Here is an 18413-nt window from a genome sequence, read left to right on the forward strand (position 1 = left end):
CCGCGCGGGCTCGACGATCAAGCCGCCGGTCAGTCGGCCTGGTCCGGCGCCGGACCCAGATCCCACTCGAAGCCGTTCTCGAACAGCGTGGCGTCCGGTTCCGGCGTCGTGCCGACCCGGCAGTTGACGCAGGCGATCGCGAAGTCCTGGCTGGTCGTCTCCGGCGCGTTGAGCAGGGCGCGCGAGCTGATCGTCGTCGCCGCGATCGTGATCGTCAGCTGGCCGCCGGCCACGCCGGCCGGCAGCAGCACGCCTTCGGCATTGTTGCGTGCGTCGGCGCTGCCGCCGCTGGTCGACCAGCCGTCGCTGCCGAACACGTTGCCGCGGTAGCTCTGACCGTTGCTCGTCACGATGAGGTCCAGGTCGTTGTTCCAGGCCGGCGTCGCGCCGCCGAGGCCGTGGCCGGGCGCGTCGGTGAAGGTCAGGAACACCTTGACCGGCTGGCCGGGATCGACCACCTCGACGACCTGCTCCCATTGCTCGCCGGTGTCGTGGAACACGTGGGCCTGGTCGTAGTACCAGGTCGGCGGATCGTCCTCGAGCAGCCAGTCGATGCGCATGCGGCCCCAGCCCTGCTTGTTGTCGGGGCGATGGCCGAGCGCGCCGCCGTTGGCGTCGGTGCCGCCGGAGAGGTCCTGCGTATGGGCGAGCAGGGCCGCCTTGGCGACCGCGACGCTCGGATTGGCGCCGTCGTAGCGCTCGCGGTAGTACTGCGTGAACAGGCCGATCGCGCCGCTGACGTGCGGCGAGGCCATGCTGGTGCCGCACATCGTGCCGTAGCCGGTCGTGCTGATCGCCGAATCGATGTTGCAGCCCGGCGCGACCAGATGCGGAATGCGCCGGCCGTCGCGCGCCGGGCCGTGCGCGCTGTTCGACGAGATGCTGCCGAGGTTGCTGCGCGGCACGCCGGCCGCATTCTCGGCCCAGGTCGAGCCGACCGTGACGATGTTCTTGGCATCGTCCGGCGTGCCCTGGCTGCTGGTGCCGCCGCCGCCGTTCATGATCGACAGCACGAAGGTCAGCGGCTGGTCGCCCGGCGTGTTCGGATCGGTGTCGCGGCTGCCGACGTCGACCTGCATCGTCTGGTTGTCGTAGCCGAGCGGCGATCCCGACGGCCCCCAGCTGTTGCCGGACAGCACGGCGTTGTTGTTGTAGGACTCGCGCATCAGCTGCAGCATGCCGCCGGGCGCGTTGTAGATCGAGGATCGCGAGAGCTGCTCGATCAGGTTGGCGCCGGGCGCGACGCCGAGGCCGCGCAGATAGCCGTTGGCGACCGTGCCGCTCGATCCGTCGCCGGCCATCGTCGCGGCGGTATGCGTGCCGTGGTTGTCGGTCGTGCTGGCATTGCCGCAGCTGGCGCCGGTCACGCACGGCAGCATGCGGTTGACCAGGTTCGGGTTGCCGTCGGCGACGCCGCCGTCGACGTTGGCCATGATCACGCCGGTGCCGTCGATGCCGAGTCCGCTCAGCCAGTTGCGGTACTGACCCGCCTGCGGCACGCCGCTATCGTCGAACAGGCCGGCCACGATCGCGTCGCCGACCTCGCCGCGCGCGCCGCCGTCGGTCGGCGTCTCGTGCAGCACGTACAGGCCGGGGATCGTCAGGCTGCGTGCTAGCGCCGCGTCGCCGCCGCGCAGGCGGATCTCCTCGAAGCGCGCGTCGATCGGCGCGCGTCCGTCCGGCACGACGCCGGCCATCGCAAAGGCCTCGTCGCCGACCGCGGCCGGCCGGTACAGCAGCGCGAGCACGTCGCGCGCGCCGCTGCGCGGCGCCGCCAGCGTCGCGCCGAGGCGCCACTCGGGCAGGAACTCCCCGGCCCAGCGCACTTCGCTGCGCGCCGTGGCGGCCTGCAGGTCGGCGCCGCGCGCCCAGACCACGTAGGTGAACGGCGGCAGGTACTGCACCGGCTCGACGCCCTGCGCACGCAGCGCGTCGAGCCACTCGCGCTTGAGCGGCCCCTGGAACTGGATCAGGCGCAGCGCCGGCTGCGCGTCGCGGCCGAACGTGGCCGCGGCCAGCGGGTAGGCCTCGGCCGGATCGAACCGGCGGCCGCCGAGCGTCAGGCCGTAGGTCGCCAGGTCGTCGCCGGTGCTTTCGGCACCGAGGCCGGCCAGCGTCTGCTGGTCGCCGCGCACCCACAGGAAGCGGCCGTAGTCGGCGACGATCTGCACGCCGGCGGCCTGCGCCACGGCGCGCGCGCCGGCCGGCAGGCGGGCATGACCGGTATCGGCCGCGATCGCCGGCAGCGCCGCGCCGATCGCCAGGGCCAGCAGCGCCGCGGCGGGCAGGGCACGGCTAGAACGTGAACTGTTCATCGAGTATGCGCTCCTCCAGGTTGTGTTCCGGGTCGAACAGCAAGGTCATCGTCTGCTCGCTCGATTCGCGGATGCGCACGTCGACGACGTCGCGCACTTCGTTGGAGTCGGCAGTCGCGCTCACCGGCCGCTTGTACGGATCGAGGATCTCGAAGCGCACGTCGACGGTCGCCGGGAGGATCGCACCGCGCCAGCGGCGCGGGCGGAACGGGCTGATCGGCGTCAACGCCAGCATGGCGGAGCCGAACGGCAGGATCGGGCCGTGGGCCGAGAGGTTGTACGCGGTGGAGCCGGCCGCGGTCGCGACCAGCACGCCGTCGCAGATCAGCTCCGGCACCTTGGTCGCGCCGTTGAGGTCCACGCGCACGTGCGCGGCCTGCTTGGTCTGGCGCAGCAGCGAGACCTCGTTGAACGCGAGCGCGGACACGGTGCCGCCGGCCTCGGTCTGCGCCTCCATCGTCAGCGGGCGCAGCGGCGCGGGCTGCGCCCGCGCGATCCGCTCCGGCAGCGACTCCGGGCGGTACTGGTTCATCAGGAAGCCGACCGTGCCGAGCTTCATGCCGTAGACCGGCACGCCGTGGCGCAGGTAGCGGTGCAGCGTGCGCAGCATGAACCCGTCGCCGCCGAGCGCGACGATCACGTCGGCGGCGTCGGGCGTGGCGGTGCCGTAGCGCTGCTGCAGATCGGCCAGGGCAGCCTGGGCCTCGGTGGTCTGCGCAGCGACGACGGCGATCCGGTTCATCCGCCGGACTGTACCAGCTGTGCGAGCCGGCGTACCGCCACCGAGACGATCGGGTAGTCGATCGTGACCTGACTGCGCATGTCGGCCAGCATCGCCCGCGTGAACCGCAGCGTCGGGTCGTCGCGGTCGAGCCACTGCGCGACCTGGGCGGCGCCGTCGCCGTCCAGGCCGGCCGCCAGCACCTGGCCGGCCAGCGCGCGCTGCTGGCTGTTGAGCTCGTCGCGCAGCGCGCCGCGCGCATGCGCGTGCCAGCGGGTCTCCACGGCCAGTTCCTCGATCTTCTGCATCAGCCATTTGAGCTCGAGCGCGTCGCCGAGCGCGAAGTCGACCTCGGCGACGCGCGCCACCGGCAGGCCGCGCTCGCCGGCGACCAGCACGATGTCGAGCGCCGGCGCCAGGATCGGCAGGGCCGCCAGCTGGTCGGCGAGCATCTCCGGGAACGCGTGGCCGATCCAGCGCGCGCGCGCCTCGGCGAACGTCGCGCGGTCGCCGTCGGCCATGACCTCGCCGAGCGTCGCGCGCAGCGCCTCCATGCCGGGCTGGTAGCGCGACACCGCCTCGGCGATGTCCTGGATGTCGCCCGGGCGGTTCAGCAGCCAGCGCGTCATGTTGCGCAGCAGGTTCCAGATCACCAGCATCGCGTCGATCTGCGCGTTGCCGTTGACCTGGCCGTCGAGCGCCTCGATCTGCGTCCACAGCGCGCGCGCGTCGAGCACCTCGCGGGCGATGTTGAACGCCTTGGCGACCGCAGCCGGACCCTGGCCGGTGTCTTCCTGCATGCGCAGCGAGAACGTCGCACCCATGCGGTTGATCATCGAGTTGGTGACCGCGGTGGCGATGATCTCGCGCTTGAGACGGTGCCGCTCCATGTGCTCGGCATAGGTCTCGCGCAGCGGCTCGGGGAAGTAGCGGCGCAGCTCCTTGGACAGATAGCTGTCCTCGGGTACGTCCGAATCGAGCAGCTGCTGGTAGGTGACGATCTTCGCGTACGAGAGCAGGATCGCCAGCTCCGGCCGGGTCAGGCCGAGGCCGCGCGCCTTGCGCTCGGCGAACTCGGCGTCGCTCGGCAGGAACTCGATCTGGCGGTCGAGCAGGCCCTGCGCCTCGAGCGTGCGGATGAAATGCTGCTTGGAGCCGAGCCGGGCCACCGACATCCGCTCCATGATGCTGATCGCTTCGTTCTGGCGATAGTTGTCGAACAGCACCAGGCGCTCGACCTCGTCGGTCATCGCACGCAGCAGCGCATTGCGCTGCTCGAGGCTCAGCTCGCCGCGCTGCACGGCGTCGTTGAGCAGGATCTTGATGTTGACCTCGTGGTCGGAGGTGTCCACGCCCGCGGAGTTGTCGATGAAGTCGGTGTTGAGCAGCACGCCGTTCAGCGCCGCCTCGATGCGACCGCGCTGGGTCATGCCGAGATTGCCGCCCTCGCCGACGATGCGGCAGCGCAGCTCGGCGCCGTCGACGCGGATCGCGTTGTTGGTGCGGTCGCCGGCGTCGGCGTTGGTCTCGAACGAGGCCTTCACGTAGGTGCCGATGCCGCCGTTCCAGAGCAGGTCGACCGGCGCCTTGAGGATCGCGTTGAGCAGCTCGTTCGGCGACAGCTGGGTGACGCCGTCGGCCAGGCCGAGCGCGGCACGCATCTCCGGCGTGATCGCGATCGTCTTGAGCGTGCGCGCGAACACGCCGCCGCCGCGCGAGATCAGCGCGGTGTCGTAGTCGGCCCAGGACGAGCGCGGCAGCTTGAACAGGCGCTCGCGCTCGGCATAGGACGTCGCCGCGTCCGGGTTCGGATCGACGAAGATGTGGCGGTGGTCGAATGCCGCGACCAGGCGGATGTGCCGCGACAGCAGCATGCCGTTGCCGAACACGTCGCCGGACATGTCGCCGATGCCGGCGCAGGTGAAGTCGGTGCTCTGGCAGTCGATGCCGAGCGCGCGGAAATGGCGCTTGACCGACTCCCAGGCGCCCTTGGCGGTGATGCCCATGCCCTTGTGGTCGTAGCCGACCGAGCCGCCCGACGCGAACGCGTCGCCGAGCCAGTAGCCGTGCTCGGCGGCCACCGCGTTGGCGATGTCCGAGAACGTCGCGGTGCCCTTGTCGGCGGCGACGACCAGATACGGATCGTCGTCGTCGTGACGGACCACGTCGGCCGGCGGCACGACGGCGCCGTCGATCAGGTTGTCGGTGATGTCGAGCAGGCCGTTGATGAACATGCGGTAGCAGGCCACGCCCTCGGCCAGCACCGCATCGCGCTCGCCGCTCAGCGGCGGGCGCTTGACGAAGAAGCCGCCCTTCGAGCCGACCGGCACGATGACGGTGTTCTTGACCATCTGCGCCTTGACCAGGCCGAGCACCTCGGTGCGGAAATCCTCGCGGCGGTCCGACCAGCGCAGGCCGCCGCGCGCGACCGGTCCGAAGCGCAGGTGCACGCCTTCCACGCGCGGACCGTAGACGAAGATCTCGCGATACGGACGCGGCTTGGGCAGTTCGGTCAGCTGCGAGCAGTCGAACTTCAGGCTGATGTAGTCGTGCAGCCGGCCCTCGCGGGTCTGGTAGTAGTTGGTGCGCAGCGTCGCGCGGATGACCGCCATGAAGCTGCGCAGGATGCGGTCCTCGTCGATGCTGGCGACGCGTTCGAGCAGCGAGCGGATCGCGCCCATCACCGCGTCGATCTGTGCCTCGCGCGGCTGGTCGCGGACTGCGACCAGGGCGTCGACGAGGCCGGCCTCGGCCTCGCGAAGCTCGGCCGGCAGCAGTGTTTCGAGCTCGCGGCGCAGGCGCGTGCGCGCGTACTCGATCGCCGCCGTGCCGGCACTCTCGCGCCGCGGATCGAACTTGGCCTCGAACAGCTCGACCAGCAGACCGGCGATCGCCGGATAGCTGACCAGGGTCTGCTCCATGTAGGTCTGCGAGAACGGCACGCCGGTCTGCAGCAGATATTTGGCGTAGGCGCGCAGCATGCTGACCTGGCGCCAGTCCAGCTGCGCACCGAGGACCAGCTTGTTGAACGCGTCGTTCTCGGCGTCGCCGCGCCAGACCTTCTCGAACGCGACCTGGAACGCCTCGCGCACCTGCTCCACGTCGAACTCGAAGCGCGTGCTCGGCTGGACGTGGATGTCCTGGATCGTCAGCGTGCCGCCGCTGACGGTCAGCTCGTACAGATGCTCGGTCAGCACGCGCACGCCCATGTTCTCGAGCAGCGGGATCACGTCCGACAGCGCGATGTCGCCGCCGAAGCGGAACACCTTGAAATGCAGCGTGTCGGGCCGCCGCCGCGACCGGTAGAAGTTCAGGCGGATGTCCTCGACGCTGCCGAGGCTCGCGGCGAGCTCGACGTCGTTGGCCGCGCCCTGCGGCGTGATCTCCTCGATGTAGCCCACCGGCAGCGCCTTGCCGTAGCGGCTGGCGAGCCGGCGGCCGGCATCGTCGCCGTGGCGCTCGACCAGGATGTCGCGCAGCTCGTCCTGCCAGTTGCGCACGATCTGCGCGATCTGGCTTTCGAGCTCGAGCGTCGAGTAGGTCGGCTGGTCGCCCGGCTTGGGCCGGATCAGCAGGTGCAGCCGCGCCAGCGGCGACTCGCTGAGCAGGACCGTGGTGTCGACGCGCTCGCCGTGGAAGGCGCTCTTGAGCAGCGCCTCGACACGCTCGCGCACGCCGGTGTTGAAGCGGTCGCGCGGCAGGTAGACCAGGCACGAGAAGAAGCGGCCGAAGCGGTCGCCGCGCACGAACAGGCGCGTGCGCGCCCGCTCCTGCAGCGCCAGCACGCCCATGGCGGTGTCGTAGAGCTCGTCCTCGTTGCCCTGGAACAGCTCGTCGCGCGGCAGCGTTTCGAGGATGTGGCGCAGCGCCTTGCCCGAGTGCGAGTCGCGGCGCAGGCCCGAGCGGCGCGTGATCGAGTCGAACTTGCGGCGGATCAGCGGCACGTCCTGCGGACGGCGCATGTAGGCGGCCGACGTGTACAGGCCCAGGAAGCGCTGCTCGGACACCGGCAGGCCGGCCTCGTCGAACGCGAGCACGCCGATGTAGTCCATGTAGCCGGGCCGGTGCACGCGCGCGCGCGCATTGGTCTTGGTCAGCACCAGCGGCGCGCTGACCGGCACCGGCTCGTCGCGGCCGGACAGCGCGCGCGGCGTGCCGGCGCGCCCGGAGCTGCGCAGGATTCCCAAGCCGGTGCCGTCGCGCGCCTGCAGCACGCGTTCGCCGCCCTTGGCTTCGATCGCGTATTCGCGATAGCCGAGGAACGTGAAGTTGTCCTCGGCGGCCCAGCGCAGGAACGCCTGCGCCTCGCCGATCGCGTCGACGTCGGCGTTCGGCGAGCGCTTGGGCAGCTCGTTGGCGATGTCGAGCATGCGCCGGCGCATCGCCGGCCAGTCGGCGACCGAGATGCGCACGTCCTCGATCGCGCCGACGATCGCGTTGCGCAGGGTGTCGATCTCACCCGGATCGGTGATGCGGTCGACCTCCACGTACATGATCGACTCGGCCTTGCCGCGCTCGGACTGCTCGGTGTCGATCGACAGCACGTGGCCGCCGGGATCGCGGTCGATGTGATAGATCGGATGGATCAGCGTATGGGTCTGCTGGTCGGCCTGGGCGATCGCCATGCCGACCGAATCGACCAGGAACGGCATGTCGTCGGTATCGATCGCGATGACCGTGTGCGCGCTCTCGAAACCGTCGGCCTCGATCGTCGGATTCAGCACGCGCACCTTGGCCACGCCCGGCTTGCGCTCGCGCACGAACTCGTACATGCCGATCGCGATGTAGGCCCACATGACCTCGTCCCGCTCGCGCATGTCCTCGGGAATCACGCGCCGGAAGAAGTGGGCCGCAAAGGCCAGCACGTCGCGCTGGCGGGCCGGCGCGACGAGCTTCTGGAGCTGCTGGTTGATCGATTCGACGGTGACGACGGGCGCAGCCGCCCCTTGGGCACTCATGATGATCGCTTTGATCCGCTGTGAAGAGCCGGCGATTCTACCTACCGTCGATGATCGGAATCCACCTGCAAGCGCCCGAAATTCAAGAAAAAAAGGCATCGATATCGGCACGATCGCGCTGCCTGGCGGCCGCATCGGCAGCGCCGTGCGCGCGCTGCGCTGCGACGCACAAATTTGCTATCGTCATCGCACCCTGTCGTTCGCGTCACGATCCTCGCCGGCCGAACCGCCGACGGCATGACGCAGCGGCGCGGCCCGCAGCCCGTGAACCCGTCAACGCCGCTCTCGCCGCGAGGTCAGGATGTCGATTCATGTTGCGCTGAACCATGTCACCCGCTACTGCTACGACCGGCCGGTGCATCTGGGGCCGCAGATCGTGCGGCTGCGGCCTGCGCCGCACAGCCGCACGCGCATCCTGTCCTACGCGCTCGACGTCCGGCCGCACGGCCACTTCGTCAACTGGCAGCAGGATCCGCAGGCCAACTACCTCGCGCGGCTGGTGTTCCCGGAGCCGACGCGCGAGTTCAGCGTCCAGGTCGACCTGGTCGCCGAGATGGCCGTGTTCAATCCGTTCGACTTCTTCCTCGAACCGGGTGCCGAGCGCTTTCCGTTCGGCTACGACGGCGCGACGCGCCGCGAGTTGACGTCCTTCCTGGTGCGCGCGCCGGCCACGCCGCGCTTCGCCGACTATCTCGCCTCGATTCCGCGCAAGCCGGCCGCGACGATCGATTTCCTGGTCGCGCTGAACCAGCGGCTCGCGCGCGACATCGGCTATCTGATCCGGCTCGAACCGGGCGTGCAGACGCCGGAGCAGACGCTCGAACGCGCCAGCGGCTCGTGCCGCGATTCGACCTGGCTGCTCGTGCAGCTGCTCCGCCACCTGGGCCTGGCGGCGCGCTTCGTGTCCGGCTATCTGATCCAGCTCGCCGCGGACGTCAAGCCGCTCGACGGTCCGGCCGGCCCGCAGGCCGACTTCACCGATCTGCACGCCTGGGCCGAGGTCTATCTGCCCGGCGCCGGCTGGATCGGCCTGGATCCGACCTCGGGCCTGCTGGCCGGCGAAGGCCACATCCCGCTGGCGTGCTCGCCCGACCCGGGCTCGGCGGCACCGGTCGCTGGCGCGGTCGACCCATGCGAGGTGACGTTCGACCACGTCATGAGCGTGACCCGGCTGCGCGAATCGCCGCGCGTGACGCGGCCGTACACGCCCGAGCAGTGGCAGGCGATCGACGCGCTCGGATGCCGCATCGACGCCGACCTCGATCTTCACGACGTGCGGCTGACGATGGGCGGCGAGCCGACCTTCGTCGCCGCCGACGATCCGGACGGCGAGGAATGGAACATCGCCGCGCTCGGCCCGACCAAGCGCCGCCGCGCGGTCGCCTTGTTCGAGCGCCTGATGGCGCACTACGCGCCGACCGGCCTGGCGCACTACGGTCAGGGCAAGTGGTATCCGGGCGAACAGCTGCCGCGCTGGTCGCTCAACGGGTTCTGGCGCCGCGACGGCGAGCCGATCTGGCGCAACCGCCGGCTCGTCGCCGACGCGTCGGCGCGCAACGGCGCCGACGCCGCACGCGCGGCCAGGTTCCTCGAACAGGTGGCCGGACGCCTCGGCGTCGACGCGCGCCATGCGTTCGCAGCCTACGAGGACGCGCTGTACTACCTGTGGCGCGAGCGGCGTCTGCCCGACAACGTCGATCCGGCCGATCCGCGCCTGGCCGATCCGCTCGAACGCGCGCGTCTGGTGCGCGTGTTCGACCAGGGCCTCGGCCACGTCGTCGGCCACGTGCTGCCGCTGGCGCATCCGTTCGACCGCTGGCAGAGCGGGCCGTGGTTTCTGCGCGGCGAGCGCTGCTATCTGGTGCCCGGCGATTCGCCGATGGGCTACCGGCTGCCGCTCGATTCGCAGCCCTGGGTCGCAGAGACCGACTATCCCTACGTGCAGCCGATCGACCCGGCTCAGGTGGTACCGCCGCTGCCGCGCCACACCGAGATCCGGCGCCAGGTCGGCGGCCCGCGCAGCGAGGCGCGGGCCGCCGCGCATCGGATCGGCGGCGCGCCGGACGAACGCGCCGCGCAGCGGCCATCCACCGGCGAATCGGCCGCCTGGGTCACGCGCACCGCGCTGTGCGCCGAACCGCGCGACGGCACGCTGTATCTGTTCCTGCCGCCGCTGGCGCGGCTCGAGGATTATCTCGAGCTGGTCGCCGCGATCGAGGCGACCGCCGAATCGCTCGCGACGCCGGTGATCCTGGAAGGCTACGAGCCGCCGCGCGATGCGCGCCTGGACGTGCTGCGCGTGACGCCCGACCCCGGCGTCATCGAGGTCAACATCCATCCCGCCGCGCACTGGCCGGCCCTGGTCGAGCGCACCACGCATCTGTACGAGGCGGCGCGCCAGACGCGCCTGACCGCCGAGAAGTTCATGCTCGACGGGCGTCACGTCGGCACCGGCGGCGGCAATCATCTGGTGCTCGGCGGCGCCACGCCGATCGATTCGCCGTTCCTGCGGCGGCCCGACCTGCTGCGCAGCCTGATCGCGTACTGGCACAACCATCCGTCGCTGTCCTACCTGTTCTCGGGCCTGTTCATCGGGCCGACCTCGCAGGCGCCGCGCGTCGACGAGGCGCGCAACGACGCGCTGTACGAGCTGGAGATCGCCTTCGGCCGGGTTCCGGACGAGACCGGCGATCTGCCGCCGTGGCTGCTCGACCGCCTGCTGCGCAACCTGCTGGTCGACGTCACCGGCAATACGCATCGCGCCGAGTTCTGCATCGACAAGCTGTACTCGCCGGACGGTCCGACCGGGCGCCTGGGGCTGCTCGAGCTGCGCGCGTTCGAGATGCCGCCGCATGCGCAGATGAGTCTGGCGCAGCAGCTGTTGCTGCGTGCCCTGGTCGCGCGCTTCTGGAAGACGCCGTACCGGCCGGCGCGCCTCGCGCGCTGGGGCAGCGAGCTGCACGACCGCTTCATGCTGCCGTATTTCCTCTGGCAGGACTTCGCCGACGTCGTCGCCGAGCTGCGCGATGCCGGCTATGCCGTCGAACGGGCCTGGTTCGCGCCGCACCTGGAATTCCGCTTCCCGCGGATCGGCGACTACGCGATCGAGGGCGCGGTGCTGGCGCTGCGCCACGCGCTCGAACCCTGGCACGTACTCGGCGAGCAGGGGGCGATCGGAGGCACGGTGCGCTACGTCGATTCCTCGGTCGAGCGGCTGCAGGTGCACGTCACCGGCCTGGCGCCGGACCGCTACGCGCTGACTTGCAACGGCCGGCGGGTGCCGCTGCGGCCGACCGGCCACGCCGGCGAGTACGTGGCCGGCGTGCGCTACAAGGCCTGGCAGCCGGCATCGGGCCTGCATCCGGCGATTCCGGTGCATGCACCGCTGGCGTTCGACCTGGTCGACACCTGGTCGGGCCGCTCACTGGGCGGTTGTCAGTACCACGTCGCGCATCCGGGCGGCCGCAACTACGCGAGCTTCCCGGTCAATGCCTTCGAAGCCGAAAGCCGGCGTCTGGCGCGGTTCTTCCGCTTCGGTCACAGTGCCGGCCCGATCGAGCCGCCCGACGAGACGCCGAGTCCGGAATATCCGTTCACGCTCGATCTGCGGCGTCCACCGGCCTGAGCGCCGGCAGCCGCATGGACGGCTGGCCGCCGGCGGCGGGATCAGCGGGTTTTCGCCGGCGCGCCGTTCGGTCCGATCGTCTTGGGCAGCACCGGGCTCAGCGGTTTCTTGATACCGGCCTCGCTGACGCCGTCGATCCGGTAGTAGTAAGTCTTGCCGGGCGCGACGTCGCGATCGACGTAGACGTAGCCGGCGTCCGGATCGGACCGCTTCGGGACGATCCGGGCGTTGATGCGCCGGAAAGGACCGGCCTCGGCCTCGCTGCGATAGATCAGATAGCCGTAGGTGCCGGTCTGGTCGCGCGCCTTCCAGCGCAGCGTGCTCTCGGGCGCCGGCCCGGCTGCGGCTGCATTCCCGGCCAGTAACGCCAGCAGGATCCACCGGGCCGTCATGGCTTCTTCTCCAGCGTGTCGTCGATCTTGACGTCGGTGTTCGCGTCGAGCGTACCGAGCGAGCGGATTTGCGTGCCCGGCTTGACGATCAGCGCCGAGTACGGAATGCGCACGCGTTCGCCGCGATCCTTGAACGACACGCCGATGAACTCGTTGCCGACTGCGCGCCGCTGTCCGGTCAGCAACTGCGCGTCCAGGCGGACGCAGCCCTCGCCGCAGGCGGCGGACTTTAGGTCGATCGCCTCGGCGTTGTGATCGAGCGCGGCCACTTCCAGCGGCGAGGCGTCGACGCTTCGCAGCTCGATCGTACGGCGGACCGTAGCGCCTTGCTCGACCGCGCCGAAACTCAAGACCGGCGGCGTGGCGGTGATCTGGCCGTGCACGTGCGCGCGGACCGACAGCACCAGTTCCGGCTGGACTGCGACATTGGTCCTGAGCACGACGCGCCGGGCGACTTCACCGAGCGGGGTCTGCGCGGAGAGGCCGGTGACGAGACGGAGCTGTTGTGGATGGCCCTCGACCGGCTCGGCGCGCAGCGCCAGCCAGTCGGGCTTCTCGAGGATCGATTCCAGGCTCAGCCGGTCGGTCTCGAAGCTCTCCACGATTACCGATTGCGTCGCGTCCGCGGTCTGGCCGACGTAGCCGAAATTGACCTCGGCCGTCTCCGGCGAATAGGCCGACTGGACGAATACCGGAAAACTCACCGGCACGGACGGCTGTACCGGGTCGTCGCTGAGCACGTGGAAGCGCACGGTCTGCAGGCCGCGCGTCTCGCCCATCGGCTTCTCGAGCACGAGACGGCCGGCCTCGCCGGGCGCCAGGCGCCTGGGTTCGAACGTCGCCTTGCCGGGCGGCGGCGCCGGGTCGACGCGGCGGATCTCGATCGGTGCCGTACCGGTATTGCGCACGCGCAGGGTCTGGCGCGCGGTCTGATTCTCGAACAGCTCGACGACCGGCGATCCCGGATCTTCCGGCTCGAAGGCGAGGCTGCCTTGCGCGACTGTCTGCTGCGTGCGGAGCTTGGGCTTTTCGGCGGCTGCGACGATCGTCACGCCGAGCAGCACGCAGAGCGAGAGGGAGTAGCGAACGAGCATCAGACGTCCACGAACCGGGAAAACATCAGGCAAAAAAAAGACGGCTGCCGCAGCAGCCGTCTTTCGGTAGGTACGTCTGCGATCAGTCGATCGAGAACTCGGTCAGCGTGACCGGGAACGTGCCGGTGACGTTGAGCGTGAACGGGCCCGCCTCGAGGCCGTCGCCGGCCGCCCAGTACGAGTCGACGTAGAAGAAGTACTCGGTGCCGGCGGTGCCGCTGAAATTGATGCTCGGCGAAAACTGCGAAGGAACGTCGTCCGAGCCGATCAGGCAGGACGTGCCGTCGCCGCAGGTGTCGAGGATGTAGATGGCCGGATCGTAGACGCCGGACTGGCCGATCACCGAGAAGGTGAGGTTGTTCGTGCCGGTCGGCGTGAACGTGTAGATACGCTCCGGGCCGTCGACGGTGCCGTACTCGGTGCACGAGATGTCGACACCGTTGACGCCGCCGACGGTGGTGCCGCTGATCGTGGACGGCGACTCGGTGATCTCGCCGGCCGGAGCGGCGCAGGTACCGCTGGGAACGGCGGTGCCCGGCGAGACGGCGACCTTGGTCTGGGCGACGGCGGCCGAGCTGGACGCGATGATGATGGCTGCTGCGATGGTCTTGGAAGCGCTCATTTCTATTACCCCGTATGTAAGAAGAAGCGAGTAGCCTATTTGGTATGGAAGCCCGGGTGCGGTCGGCCGTTCGTTGAATGTCCGCGATCTAGAAGACCGATCGAGCCTGAGGGCCGGTGACGCCGGAAGGCGAAGCGACTAAGTGTCGGCCACACCAAGCCGAGGTGTCCAACCTATGCCCGCCGCGAGTTCACCATATGACGAATGGCATTGCAACCGACGAGTGCGATATGCCCTGTCATGAAAGGAACCGATAGTCGAAACGGCGGTCCGATCAGCTCGAACGGGCCATCGTGTGCCTGATTGATCACATTTCATGAGCAATCCCTCGCGCGTCCTGCCCTGGATGCTGGCCTTCCTGGCGGCCTTGGGCGTCCTCGCGGCGCTGCTGGCGCCGCGGCTGGCCGATGTCTTCATGGCCAATCCGTTCTTCAACGGCATCATCCTGACGGTCCTGCTCGCCGGCATCATCGTCAATCTGCGGCAGGTGCTGGTGCTGACGTCGGAAGTGCGCTGGATGGAGGCGTTCCGGCGTTCCGATCCGGGTGCGCCGGCCCCGGGCCGGCCGCGCCTGCTGGCCCCGATGGCACGGCTGCTGGCCGGCCGCGAGCGCGGCCGCGCGGCGTTGTCGGCCGCCTCGATGCGGACCCTGCTCGACAGCGTGCAGATCCGCCTGGAGGAGTCGCGCGACCTGTCGCGCTATCTGATCGGCCTGGCGATCTTTCTCGGCCTGCTCGGCACGTTCTGGGGCCTGCTGGTGACGATCCGCTCGGTCGCCGAGATCATCGGCGCGCTCGGCATCGGCAGCGATGCCGCGGCGATGTTCGCCGACCTCAAGGAGCACCTCAAGGAGCCGCTGGCCGGCATGTCGACCAGCTTCTCGACGTCGCTGTTCGGCCTCGCCAGCTCGCTGGCGATCGGCTTTCTCGACCTGCAGGCCGGCCATGCGCAGAACCGCTTCTACAACGAGCTGGAGGAATGGCTGTCGGGCATGACGCGGCTGTCGTCGGGCAGTGCGCTGGAGACCGATGCCTCGGTGCCGGCCTATGTGCAGGCACTGCTCGAGCAGACCGCCGACGGCCTCGAGCGCATGCAGCGCGCGATCGTCGAGAACGAGCGCGAGCGGCGCGGCACCAACGAACAGCTCGCCGAGCTCGGCGCGCAGCTGGCACGACTCAACGAGACGCTGGGCCGCGACGCGCGCGAGCGCCAGGCTGCCGCGAGCGTGCAGGACGAGCTCAGGAGCGCGCTGCGCCAGTTCGCGGCGCAGGCCGGCACCGGCTCGCGCCTGTCCGACGAGCTACGCGGCGAACTGCGCCTGCTGTCGCGCACGGTCGCGGCCGCGGTGGCGGGCCGTGCGCCACCGCGTGATGGTGGCGAAGCGGAGGATCGCCGTTGAGCAGCCTGCGCCGCCGTCGCGCATTCGATATCTGGCCGGGCTTCGTCGACGCGCTGACGTCGCTGGTCATGGTGATGATCTTCGTGCTGCTGATCTTTGCGATCGGCCAGTTCGTGCTGTCCGATTCTCTGGTCGGCAAGAACCGCGCGCTCGACGCGCTCAACGCGCAGGTCGCCGAACTGGCGCGCACGCTGTCGTTGAGCCGCGATGCCGAGCGCCGGCTCGACGCGCGCGTCGCCGAACTCACGGCCAGCCTCGGCGCCACCACCGGCGAACGCGACGAGGCGCAGGCGCGTGCTGCGGCGCTCGGCGCCGACATCGCTTCGCTCGATGCGCTCAAGCAGCAGCTGCAGGCGGAGGTCGCCGCACTGGCCATGCAGCTGGACACCTCGAAGGAAGACCTGGTCCGGCAGACCGATCTGACCGCCGCGGCGGTCGCGCAGACCGAGCTGCTCAATCGCCAGCTCGCGGCGATCCGCGAGCAGCTCGGCAGCCTGCAGGCGGCGCTCGATGCCAGCGAGCGCGACAACGCGGCCAAGGACGTGCGCATCGCCGATCTCGGCAAGGAGCTCAACCTCGCCCTGGCCAACCGCGTCAGCGAACTGGAGCGCTACCGGTCCGAGTTCTTCGGCCGCCTGCGCGAAGTCCTCGGCCATCGCGGCGACGTGCGCGTCGTCGGCGATCGCTTCGTCGTGCCGACCGATATTCTGTTCGAGTCCGGCTCGGCCGAGCTCGGGCCCGCCGCGCAGGCGCAGCTCGCCGGGCTCGCATCGACCGTCGCCGAGGTGGCCGCGGAGATTCCGTCGAGCATCGACTGGGTGCTGCGGATCGACGGACACACCGATCGCCGCCCGATCAGCACCGAGCGCTTTCCGTCGAACTGGGAGCTGTCGACGGCGCGCGCAGTGGCGATCGTCAAATTCCTGGTCGTGCAGGGCATCCCGGCGCATCGGCTGTCGGCGAACGGTTTCGGCGAGTTTCAGCCGCTCGATCCGGGTTCGTCGGCCGAGGCCTACGCGCGCAATCGCCGCATCGAGCTGCAGCTGACCAACCGCTAGCGCGGCCGGCGCTCAGCCGGCGATGCGGGTCTGGCCGGGCGCGAGCCCGCCCAGCGCATGGGGGCCGACGCGCGTGCGTACCAGGCGCAGCGTCGGCAGGCCGATCGCCGCGGTCATGCGCCGGACCTGCCGGTTGCGGCCTTCGCGCAGCACCAGCTCGATCCAGGCGGTCGGCTTGTCGCGGCGGTAGCGGATCGGCGGTACGCGCGGCCACAGCCAGGCCGGCTCATCCGGCAGCACGCGTGCCGCGACCGGCAGCGCCGGACCGTCGGCGAGCGTCACGCCGCGTCGCAGCGGCTCCAGGTCGGCATCGGCGGGGACACCCTCGACCTGGGCCAGATAGGTCTTGGGCTGCTTGTGGCGCGGGTCGGTCAGACGATGCGCGAGCGCGCCGTCATCGGTCAGCAGCAGCAGGCCTTCGCTGTCCAGGTCGAGCCGGCCCGCGGCATAGACACCCGGCGTCGTGACGAAATCGGCCAGCGTCGGACGACCGTCGCGATCGGTGAACTGGCACAGCACGCCATAGGGCTTGTTGAGCGCGATCAGCATCGGACGGCGGGGCGACCGGTCCCGGGACCGGTCGCCGCGTTCGGGGTGGAGCTTACTGCGCGGGCTTGACGAACTTGAGCGTCATCCGGTCCGACTCGCCGATCGCCTGGTACTTCTCGCGGTCGGTGTCGCCGAGCGCGAGCGTCGGCGGCAGCGTCCACACGCCCTTCTCGTAGTCCTTGGTGTCCTTCGGATTGGCGTTGATCTCGCTCTGCGCGGCCAGCTGGAAGCCCGCTTCGGTCGCGAGACGGATCACATGGTCCTGCGGCAGATAGCCCGACTGGCGATCGGCGTCCAGATCGGTACCGACCGCGGCGCGATGATCGACGACGCCGAGCGTGCCGCCGGCCTTGAGCACGTCGAAGAACGCCTTGAACATGGCCGGTGCGTTGTCGCGCCAGTTGTGCACGTTGCGGAAGGTCAGCACCACGTCGGCCGAGCCGGCCGGGCCGAACGCCGGCGCGGCCGGGTCGAATTCGACGACCTGGACCTGGCCGTAGCGCTCGGCGTCGCCGGCCAGCTTCGCGCGGAAGCCCTCGGCCCCGCGCTTGGCATAGTCCGACGAGGCCGGCGCGGCGATCGCCGCCACATAGGTGCCCGAATCCTTCAGCCATGGCGCGAGGATCTCGGTGCACCAGCCGCCGCCCGGCGTGATCTCGATGACCGTCTGGCCCGGCGCGATGCCGAAGAACGTCAGCGTTTCCTTCGGGTGGCGCCAGGCGTCGCGCGTCTTGTTGGCGTCCGAGCGCCAGGCGCCGCCGAGTGCCTCGTCGAGCTTGGTCGCGAACAGGTCGTTCGCGCTGGCTGGGGGCGTGACCTGTTCGGGCTGGTCGGTGGCGGCCGGCGCCGGCGCGGATGCGGCCGGGGCGGCCGGAGGCGCGGCATCCTGCGAACAGGCGCCGAGGGCGAGCAGCGTCAGCGAAGCGAGAAGAAGACGGGTCATCGGAGCGCTCCAGATTGGGATGTGAGGTCAACGCCGGGCGTCATGACAGGTCATGCCTGCCGGTCGACCGTGGACGAGCGAGTGTACCGGAACGGGCGCGGAGCGCCGGCGCTCGCCGTCAGGGATGCTCCTGATCGACCGGTTCAGTACTCGGACAGCGACAGCTCACGGCCGATTCATTGCCGGCGGTGTCCACTGGCACCGCTCCGTTGCAGATGCGGGGACACTCAAAAAAATATCGAGGAGAACGCCATGCTTCATTATGCCGTCGTCTTTCTGGTGATCGCGCTGATCGCCGCCGTTCTCGGGTTCGGCGGCATCGCCGGCGCCGCGGCGGGCATCGCCAAGATTCTGTTCGTGGTCTTCCTGGTGCTGTTCATCGTGTCGCTGTTCTTCGGCCGCCGCCGTCCGCCGGTCTGAGTTCTCTGACATCTCAGTTGGACGGACTCCGCGCCGGGGCGCTGCACCGCCCCGGCTTTCTTTTGTCTTAGTGGAGAGCTGAGTAGCCCGGGACTGCGGCGGCTGATTATCGGGCTCCTTGCCGCGTTCTTGCGCCCTCGGTCTTTTCATCTCGTCCCCCTCACGTTAAAGTCGACCCACGTCGCAGGGAAGCCCGCAGGGGGTGGCCCCGACGTCACGTCAGGGCATCGGGTCGGATTCCGTTGGGACGTTTCGGGCGGACGCGCAAGGCGTTCGTCTTCTCGCCGAAGGGGCATTTGGCGCGGGGGCCTGCAAAG

At 69.9% G+C, this 18413-nt stretch carries 13 protein-coding genes; 5 read left to right on the top strand and 8 right to left on the bottom strand.

Annotation, left to right across the window (positions count from 1 at the left end; genetic code table 11):
* Window positions 1-29: 29 nt before the first annotated feature.
* Genes VMR06_RS05660 through VMR06_RS05670 form a run of 3 tightly spaced genes read right to left on the bottom strand, consistent with a single transcriptional unit; the run spans window position 30 to window position 7994 of the window.
* Window positions 30-2315 carry a S8 family serine peptidase gene (locus VMR06_RS05660; RefSeq protein WP_325373916.1) on the bottom strand — a complete coding sequence of 762 codons (2286 nt, stop codon included), beginning with the start codon at window positions 2313-2315 and terminating at the stop codon, window positions 30-32.
* A complete protein-coding gene (locus VMR06_RS05665) occupies window positions 2296-3057 on the bottom strand; it encodes an NAD kinase (RefSeq protein ID WP_325373918.1) in 762 nt (253 codons plus the stop codon). The genes VMR06_RS05660 and VMR06_RS05665 overlap by 20 nt, the downstream gene beginning before the upstream one ends.
* Window positions 3054-7994, bottom strand: coding sequence for an NAD-glutamate dehydrogenase (locus VMR06_RS05670; RefSeq protein WP_325373920.1), 4941 nt, complete (start codon window positions 7992-7994; stop codon window positions 3054-3056). The genes VMR06_RS05665 and VMR06_RS05670 overlap by 4 nt, the downstream gene beginning before the upstream one ends.
* Before the next feature lies 1 nt (window position 7995).
* Here VMR06_RS05670 and VMR06_RS05675 point away from each other — a divergent pair, with 1 nt between their 5' ends.
* Both VMR06_RS05675 and VMR06_RS05680 read left to right on the top strand, forming a co-directional pair.
* Complete coding sequence (locus VMR06_RS05675; RefSeq protein ID WP_325373922.1) at window positions 7996-8235, top strand: hypothetical protein; 240 nt, start codon at window positions 7996-7998, stop codon at window positions 8233-8235.
* Between the two features lie 60 nt (window positions 8236-8295).
* Window positions 8296-11619: a transglutaminase family protein gene (locus VMR06_RS05680; protein ID WP_325373924.1), complete on the top strand. Its 3324-nt coding sequence runs from the start codon at window positions 8296-8298 to the stop codon at window positions 11617-11619.
* 41 nt (window positions 11620-11660) lie between these two features.
* Here the strand turns inward: VMR06_RS05680 and VMR06_RS05685 are convergent, their stop codons facing one another.
* The 3 genes from VMR06_RS05685 to VMR06_RS05695 all read right to left on the bottom strand — a co-directional run bounded on the left by VMR06_RS05685 (window position 11661) and on the right by VMR06_RS05695 (window position 13727).
* Entirely contained in the window at window positions 11661-12011 is a 351-nt protein-coding gene (locus tag VMR06_RS05685) for a fibronectin type III domain-containing protein (RefSeq protein ID WP_325373926.1), read from the bottom strand.
* The gene (locus VMR06_RS05690; protein WP_325373928.1) at window positions 12008-13105 is read right to left on the bottom strand and encodes a hypothetical protein; all 1098 of its coding nucleotides are present in this window, start codon (window positions 13103-13105) and stop codon (window positions 12008-12010) included. Before VMR06_RS05690 ends, VMR06_RS05685 begins: the two co-directional genes overlap by 4 nt.
* An 82-nt stretch (window positions 13106-13187) precedes the next feature.
* A complete protein-coding gene (locus VMR06_RS05695; protein WP_325373930.1) occupies window positions 13188-13727 on the bottom strand; it encodes a hypothetical protein in 540 nt (179 codons plus the stop codon).
* Between the two features lie 316 nt (window positions 13728-14043).
* On the opposite strand from VMR06_RS05695, the gene VMR06_RS05700 reads away from it, so the two are divergent.
* Window positions 14044-15126 (top strand): flagellar motor protein MotA, encoded by a 1083-nt coding sequence (locus VMR06_RS05700; RefSeq protein ID WP_325373932.1) that lies wholly within the window; start codon window positions 14044-14046, stop codon window positions 15124-15126.
* Window positions 15123-16184, top strand: coding sequence for a peptidoglycan -binding protein (locus tag VMR06_RS05705; protein WP_325373934.1), 1062 nt, complete (start codon window positions 15123-15125; stop codon window positions 16182-16184). The genes VMR06_RS05700 and VMR06_RS05705 overlap by 4 nt, the downstream gene beginning before the upstream one ends.
* Window positions 16185-16196: 12 nt before the next feature.
* Here VMR06_RS05705 and VMR06_RS05710 read toward each other — a convergent pair whose 3' ends face one another.
* On the bottom strand, window positions 16197-16733 hold the full coding sequence (locus VMR06_RS05710) for a pseudouridine synthase (protein ID WP_325373936.1): 537 nt from the start codon (window positions 16731-16733) through the stop codon (window positions 16197-16199).
* Window positions 16734-16785: 52 nt separating this feature from the next.
* The gene (locus VMR06_RS05715) at window positions 16786-17676 is read right to left on the bottom strand and encodes a methyltransferase (RefSeq protein WP_325373938.1); all 891 of its coding nucleotides are present in this window, start codon (window positions 17674-17676) and stop codon (window positions 16786-16788) included.
* 252 nt (window positions 17677-17928) lie between these two features.
* Here VMR06_RS05715 and VMR06_RS05720 point away from each other — a divergent pair, with 252 nt between their 5' ends.
* Complete coding sequence (locus VMR06_RS05720; protein ID WP_325373940.1) at window positions 17929-18096, top strand: DUF1328 domain-containing protein; 168 nt, start codon at window positions 17929-17931, stop codon at window positions 18094-18096.
* Window positions 18097-18413: the final 317 nt, after the last annotated feature.

The sequence above is a fragment of the Dokdonella sp. genome, assembly GCF_035511235.1.
GTDB lineage: Bacteria > Pseudomonadota > Gammaproteobacteria > Xanthomonadales > Rhodanobacteraceae > Dokdonella.

What these genes read in the sequence shown, in the direction of transcription:
- VMR06_RS05685 (WP_325373926.1), bottom strand. Translation starts at nt 12,011, where the DNA reads ATGACGGCCCGGTGGATCCTGCTGGCGTTACTGGCCGGGAATGCAGCC.
- VMR06_RS05710 (WP_325373936.1), bottom strand. Translation starts at nt 16,733, where the DNA reads ATGCTGATCGCGCTCAACAAGCCCTATGGCGTGCTGTGCCAGTTCACC.
- VMR06_RS05700 (WP_325373932.1), top strand. Translation starts at nt 14,044, where the DNA reads ATGAGCAATCCCTCGCGCGTCCTGCCCTGGATGCTGGCCTTCCTGGCG.
- VMR06_RS05680 (WP_325373924.1), top strand. Translation starts at nt 8,296, where the DNA reads ATGTCGATTCATGTTGCGCTGAACCATGTCACCCGCTACTGCTACGAC.
- VMR06_RS05675 (WP_325373922.1), top strand. Translation starts at nt 7,996, where the DNA reads ATGATCGCTTTGATCCGCTGTGAAGAGCCGGCGATTCTACCTACCGTC.
- VMR06_RS05715 (WP_325373938.1), bottom strand. Translation starts at nt 17,676, where the DNA reads ATGACCCGTCTTCTTCTCGCTTCGCTGACGCTGCTCGCCCTCGGCGCC.
- VMR06_RS05695 (WP_325373930.1), bottom strand. Translation starts at nt 13,727, where the DNA reads ATGAGCGCTTCCAAGACCATCGCAGCAGCCATCATCATCGCGTCCAGC.
- VMR06_RS05690 (WP_325373928.1), bottom strand. Translation starts at nt 13,105, where the DNA reads ATGCTCGTTCGCTACTCCCTCTCGCTCTGCGTGCTGCTCGGCGTGACG.
- VMR06_RS05670 (WP_325373920.1), bottom strand. Translation starts at nt 7,994, where the DNA reads ATGAGTGCCCAAGGGGCGGCTGCGCCCGTCGTCACCGTCGAATCGATC.
- VMR06_RS05660 (WP_325373916.1), bottom strand. Translation starts at nt 2,315, where the DNA reads ATGAACAGTTCACGTTCTAGCCGTGCCCTGCCCGCCGCGGCGCTGCTG.
- VMR06_RS05665 (WP_325373918.1), bottom strand. Translation starts at nt 3,057, where the DNA reads ATGAACCGGATCGCCGTCGTCGCTGCGCAGACCACCGAGGCCCAGGCT.
- VMR06_RS05720 (WP_325373940.1), top strand. Translation starts at nt 17,929, where the DNA reads ATGCTTCATTATGCCGTCGTCTTTCTGGTGATCGCGCTGATCGCCGCC.